Source organism: Wohlfahrtiimonas larvae (assembly GCF_002006755.1).
In the GTDB taxonomy this organism is placed as follows: domain Bacteria; phylum Pseudomonadota; class Gammaproteobacteria; order Cardiobacteriales; family Wohlfahrtiimonadaceae; genus Wohlfahrtiimonas; species Wohlfahrtiimonas larvae.
Window position 1 is genome coordinate 1 of record NZ_MVDO01000068.1, and the last position, 4,528, is coordinate 4,528.

Below are 4,528 nucleotides of genomic sequence, written 5' to 3' on the forward strand. Positions count from 1 at the left end.
CTTTTACGCTCACAACTCCCACTTTAATCACCCGATAAAGCCAACCAATTTTGCCACTTCCCTGCATCACTAAAGCAAAATCATCCTGTTGTGTTAATCCACTTAATTTAAAACATGGTGAACGAGGTTGAGTTACTTGGATAATCGCCGTTCCCCACTGATAAACATCACCAATATGTACATTTTCTTCTGTCATGCCAATGGTGGAAATATTCTCACCAAAAGCTGATGCTCTAAAAAGTGATTTCAGTTCAGGATATTGCATTTGCCACAATTCATAATGCTCACGTGGATAATGACACAAAGCTCGATCAGGTCCGCCATGAACACGTTTATCCGCTTGTTCATCACCCACTAACCCTAAATTAGTTAGTTCAATAGAATCCACAACTGCCCTTTTCTCCATAGCAGTTTCCCCACAATAATCTGTGGTAATCGTAGGGCCAATAAATACAAGTGGTAAATATGACATGAGATTATCCTCAATAGATGAATGGCGACTGATAACTTATATACAATATCACAATTTAGTTACTCTCAATTCCGCAACATAATAAGTTAATGGCAGACCACTTTCATCTTGATATATCGCATATGCATCTGCTAATTTCTGCAATTGATCTTTCCCCATCAAACCTTTTTTTCGCTGTGGCAAAGCTGTTGCGCCAATATTTTGCAAGCTTTTTAACAATGAAAATATATCATTAAACAACAGCTCTTTGGCATAACAATGACAAACAATGTGATCAACTTTGGGATTCAATTCCAATTGAGCCAAATGGTTTTCTAATATTTCGCCCGATATAAAATCCATCACATGCTGTTCATTATCCACCGTTTGCCAAGCTTTTTTTAATTCCCACAATGACGGCTGAATCAGCGTAGAAAGATATAGCTGTCCACCTAATTTTAATACTCGTAATTGCTCAATCATTGCCATTTCTAAAGAATGGCACCATTGCATCGCTAAATTACTTACCACACAATCAAATGAGCCATCCTTAAATGGCAAAGCCTCAATATCCCCCTGAACATAATTATGAGCTGAATGATTAGACTCAGCTTTATATAACATCATTTCTGACAAATCTAATGCTGTTATATAATATTGATCATTTTTTTTCAGCTTTTGAGCAACATACCCTGTTCCGCATCCTGCATCTAAAATTTTACCCATTGGTACATTCTGCAAAACTTGCTGAATTAAACTATCTGCAATTTCACGTTGTAATGATGCCTGTTGGTCATACGTTTGTACTGCTTTACTAAATGCCACTGCAATACTATTTTTATCCACCAAACGCATAACGTAAAGCTCCTATAACATGATCAATATTTTCTTGTGTATGCTTGGTGTTTAGAGTCATACGAATACGTGCACTATTGGCTGGCACAGTTGGTGGGCGAATTGCCATTGCCCAAATATTATGTTCTTTCAATATTTGGGAAACTCGTAAACTATCTTCATTACTACCAATAATGATGGGTTGAATCGCACTATTCGATAGATTCTCAATCCCCAAAGTTTTCAATTCAGATTTAAAATATGTAATTAAATCTTGTAAATATTGCCGTGACTCATCTGACTTTTGTACAATTTCTATAGATTTCAATAGCGTATAAGCTTGGGCAGGTGGAATTGCTGTGCTGTAGATCAACGCACGTGATTTTTGCACCAAATATTCAGCAACTGAACCTGAACACAGAATTGCTGCGCCTTTCACCCCTAAAGCTTTGCCAAAGGTCACCACTAAAATATCAGGATGAATGCCATGTTTATCGCATGTACCTTTGCCTTCGTTACCATGAACACCAATGCCATGAGCATCATCCACCATCAACCAATTATTTTCATTACGTTCAGTAATTAATTGAATATTATCTAATGGTGCTTCATCACCATCCATACTGAAAATACCTTCAGTTACCGTTAACACAGCTTGATCACTATCCACTTTATTTAGTAAATATTTCAATGAATCCAAATCATTATGAATAAATCGTTTAAAATTTCCTTCCGAATTCATAGCAGCTTCCACCAATGATGCATGGCTTAATTTATCAGCAATGATCCAATCATCTTTCTCTATCAACAGTTGAATCAATGCTTGATTCGCTGCAAATCCCGAAGAATAAACTACCGCTCGCTCATAACCTAACCATTTAGCCAATTGATTTTCTAATTGCTGTAATGGCTTATGATAACCAGTCACATGACTTGATCCACCACTACCAACACCATATAATTCAGCGCCTTTTTGCCATGCTTGAATCAATGCAGATGAACGTGATAACCCTAAATAGTCATTAGATGCGAAATTCAAACAATGATCATTCTGTTCCGCCACTTGTCGAATTCGATAACCTTGTACATTTTTTCGCTCTTCCAAAGCACGAGCAATACGCGCCTGCCATACATTCATAAGTACCCCAAATTCTGCTCAATGAATGAAAAGGCATCATCATAAGTGAATTTTAGCTATCATGTAAACTTTATATTTAACTAAATAGTTAACATAAAGGGCTTTATTCAATGAAAACAATCATATTCATGCATGGCATTCTAGGTGATGAAGGAACATGGCAACCTGCTTTTCAATATTTACCTGTTGATATTAATGCTATCAGCTACAGCATGTTGGGTTTTGGTGAACATGGAAAAAACATTCCTGAAGAACAATTTAATACTAATATTCATGCACATGAACTTATTCAATTTTGCCAATCTTTAAATCAAGAAAAAATATCCGTTGTTGCATGGTCATACAGTTGCCACATCGTTTTATTGGCAGCATTGCAAGCACCACAATTATTTGAAACTATTTATTTATATGACTGTATTGTACCAAGCTACGGTTTAGAAAATGATGAAGCATTACTTAAAATTTTCAGTAAAGACCTCAATAAAATGATGTCACCGGTGATTAAAGCTATTCGAACCCAAGATAATGAAAATATCATCAATGCCTTTGTTTTGGCATGCAGCGAACAGAATTTAGCTTTATCTGACCAATCTTCTAACATTCAAGCGATAAAAAAAGCTAATGCCCACACAGTTGCTCGCTTGCTCACACAAGCAGAACCTGCACCAGTCACTCCAAAAATGTTGGAAAAATTAGCTGTGCCTTGCGGCATTTATTGGGGAGAAAATTCTAGAACTATTTTTCAATTAACCTCACAAACACTTTACAAAAATTTACCCGAAAGCATTTGTTTAAATAATTCTGGCCCCATTCCAAATGCCAACCACCTTTTACCAGAAACATCCCCTAACCAACTCATACAACATGTTTTAAATCACCAATAAAATGAACCCATAAAATATTCTTACAAATATTAAAAATTGACTTATAAATCAGTTAAAATATATTAGTAGTGATAAAGAACAAACTGTCTTAACTAAAGGATAATATATGGCATATGATATAGGTGAATGTAATGAAATGATCAAAGCGAGCTTTCCTGATCGACGCTTGCACATCAGTATTGGTCGTTCTGTTCGCATTTATAGCCTTGTATGCTTGGCTGCAATCGCTGTCAGCATCTTGGGCATTTTTCTGTTCAGTGGTGCACTGACAATCAAATTTTTAGCATTGGGCGTTTTAGCGATTGGTTTTTTAATTGTGTTTGCTCTCTTTAATCTTAAAAAGCTCAAATATCTTTATTCATTAAAAGATAAAAAAGTTATGCCTGTGCTAGTGCCTGTACAAAATATTTATGCTGCAAAGAGCTTGCGTGGCACAGCAACAACAAAAGTATCATATCGTTGGCCCATTGGCACTAATCAAATTGTTACAGCTGAATTTTCTAGCCAATCTGGTCCTATCATCATTAATTCAGATGATAAAAATAAACAATATGCATTAGCGTTAGTTGTGGACAAAAAAGATAAAGGTGAATTTGTTCCGTATTTGATGGATAGAAAATTATCTCGCTGTACATTAACTCACGCAGAGCGTCGTAATGTTTTACGTACTGTGCGTAAAATTAATAAAGCAGTTTGATGATTGCATTATTGATTAATATTCAAGGCAATAGCCAATGATTCTATTGGCTATTTCTTTATTATTTAGCCTTGTATTTATTCTATTTTTCCCTTTTTCATTCACTCTACTTATCACAACACTATGTTTACTTGTGATAATTTTTTTAGCTATTGCATATTTCGTTAAACGCCATCGGCGTTTCTACATATTATTATCATTGGGAATTATATTTGCATTTACACTTGCTATTCCTAAGTTGTTGGATTACCAAACAACTTTTAACTATTTACCACAAACAGATCAATACCAATTTAAAATTAATAAAATTTACTCTGATAGCAATGCAGGCGAAGTAATTATTACCGCCCCTGATAAATTAAAGAATTATGCAATTCAATTATATAATCTCCCCAAAAACCAACCATTATTACTAAATGCTATCTATGAAACATCTCTCACCATTCAACCAAATCGTGCTAAAGCAACTTTTACAAAACTGAATCCTCGCCTAACACATTTGGTCAATCGTAGAATTGGTACTG

Annotated in this window: 5 protein-coding genes and 1 pseudogene; 3 read left to right on the plus strand and 3 right to left on the minus strand. The window is 35.2% G+C overall.

The features are described from left to right. The 3 genes from BZK14_RS04335 to BZK14_RS04345 all read right to left on the minus strand — a co-directional run. The coding region (locus BZK14_RS04335) for an MOSC domain-containing protein (RefSeq protein ID WP_077925349.1) at window positions 1–472 on the minus strand (472 nt) is incomplete at its 3' end. Between the two features lie 48 nt (window positions 473–520). Further along, complete coding sequence (gene bioC / locus BZK14_RS04340) at window positions 521–1,306, minus strand: malonyl-ACP O-methyltransferase BioC (RefSeq protein WP_077925350.1); 786 nt, start codon at window positions 1,304–1,306, stop codon at window positions 521–523. Then, on the minus strand, window positions 1,290–2,423 hold the full coding sequence (locus BZK14_RS04345) for an 8-amino-7-oxononanoate synthase (RefSeq protein ID WP_077925351.1): 1,134 nt from the start codon (window positions 2,421–2,423) through the stop codon (window positions 1,290–1,292). The genes bioC and BZK14_RS04345 overlap by 17 nt, the downstream gene beginning before the upstream one ends. A gap of 110 nt (window positions 2,424–2,533) precedes the next feature. Between BZK14_RS04345 and BZK14_RS04350 the strand changes: the two genes are divergently transcribed. The 3 genes and pseudogenes from BZK14_RS04350 to BZK14_RS04360 form a co-directional block, all read left to right on the plus strand. After that, window positions 2,534–3,307 (plus strand): alpha/beta fold hydrolase, encoded by a 774-nt coding sequence (locus BZK14_RS04350; protein WP_077925352.1) that lies wholly within the window; start codon window positions 2,534–2,536, stop codon window positions 3,305–3,307. Between the two features lie 106 nt (window positions 3,308–3,413). Next, window positions 3,414–4,004: a hypothetical protein gene (locus tag BZK14_RS04355; RefSeq protein WP_077925353.1), complete on the plus strand. Its 591-nt coding sequence runs from the start codon at window positions 3,414–3,416 to the stop codon at window positions 4,002–4,004. A 133-nt stretch (window positions 4,005–4,137) separates the two neighbouring features. Further along, window positions 4,138–4,528: pseudogene (locus BZK14_RS04360) on the plus strand (DNA internalization-related competence protein ComEC/Rec2); the annotation flags it as partial.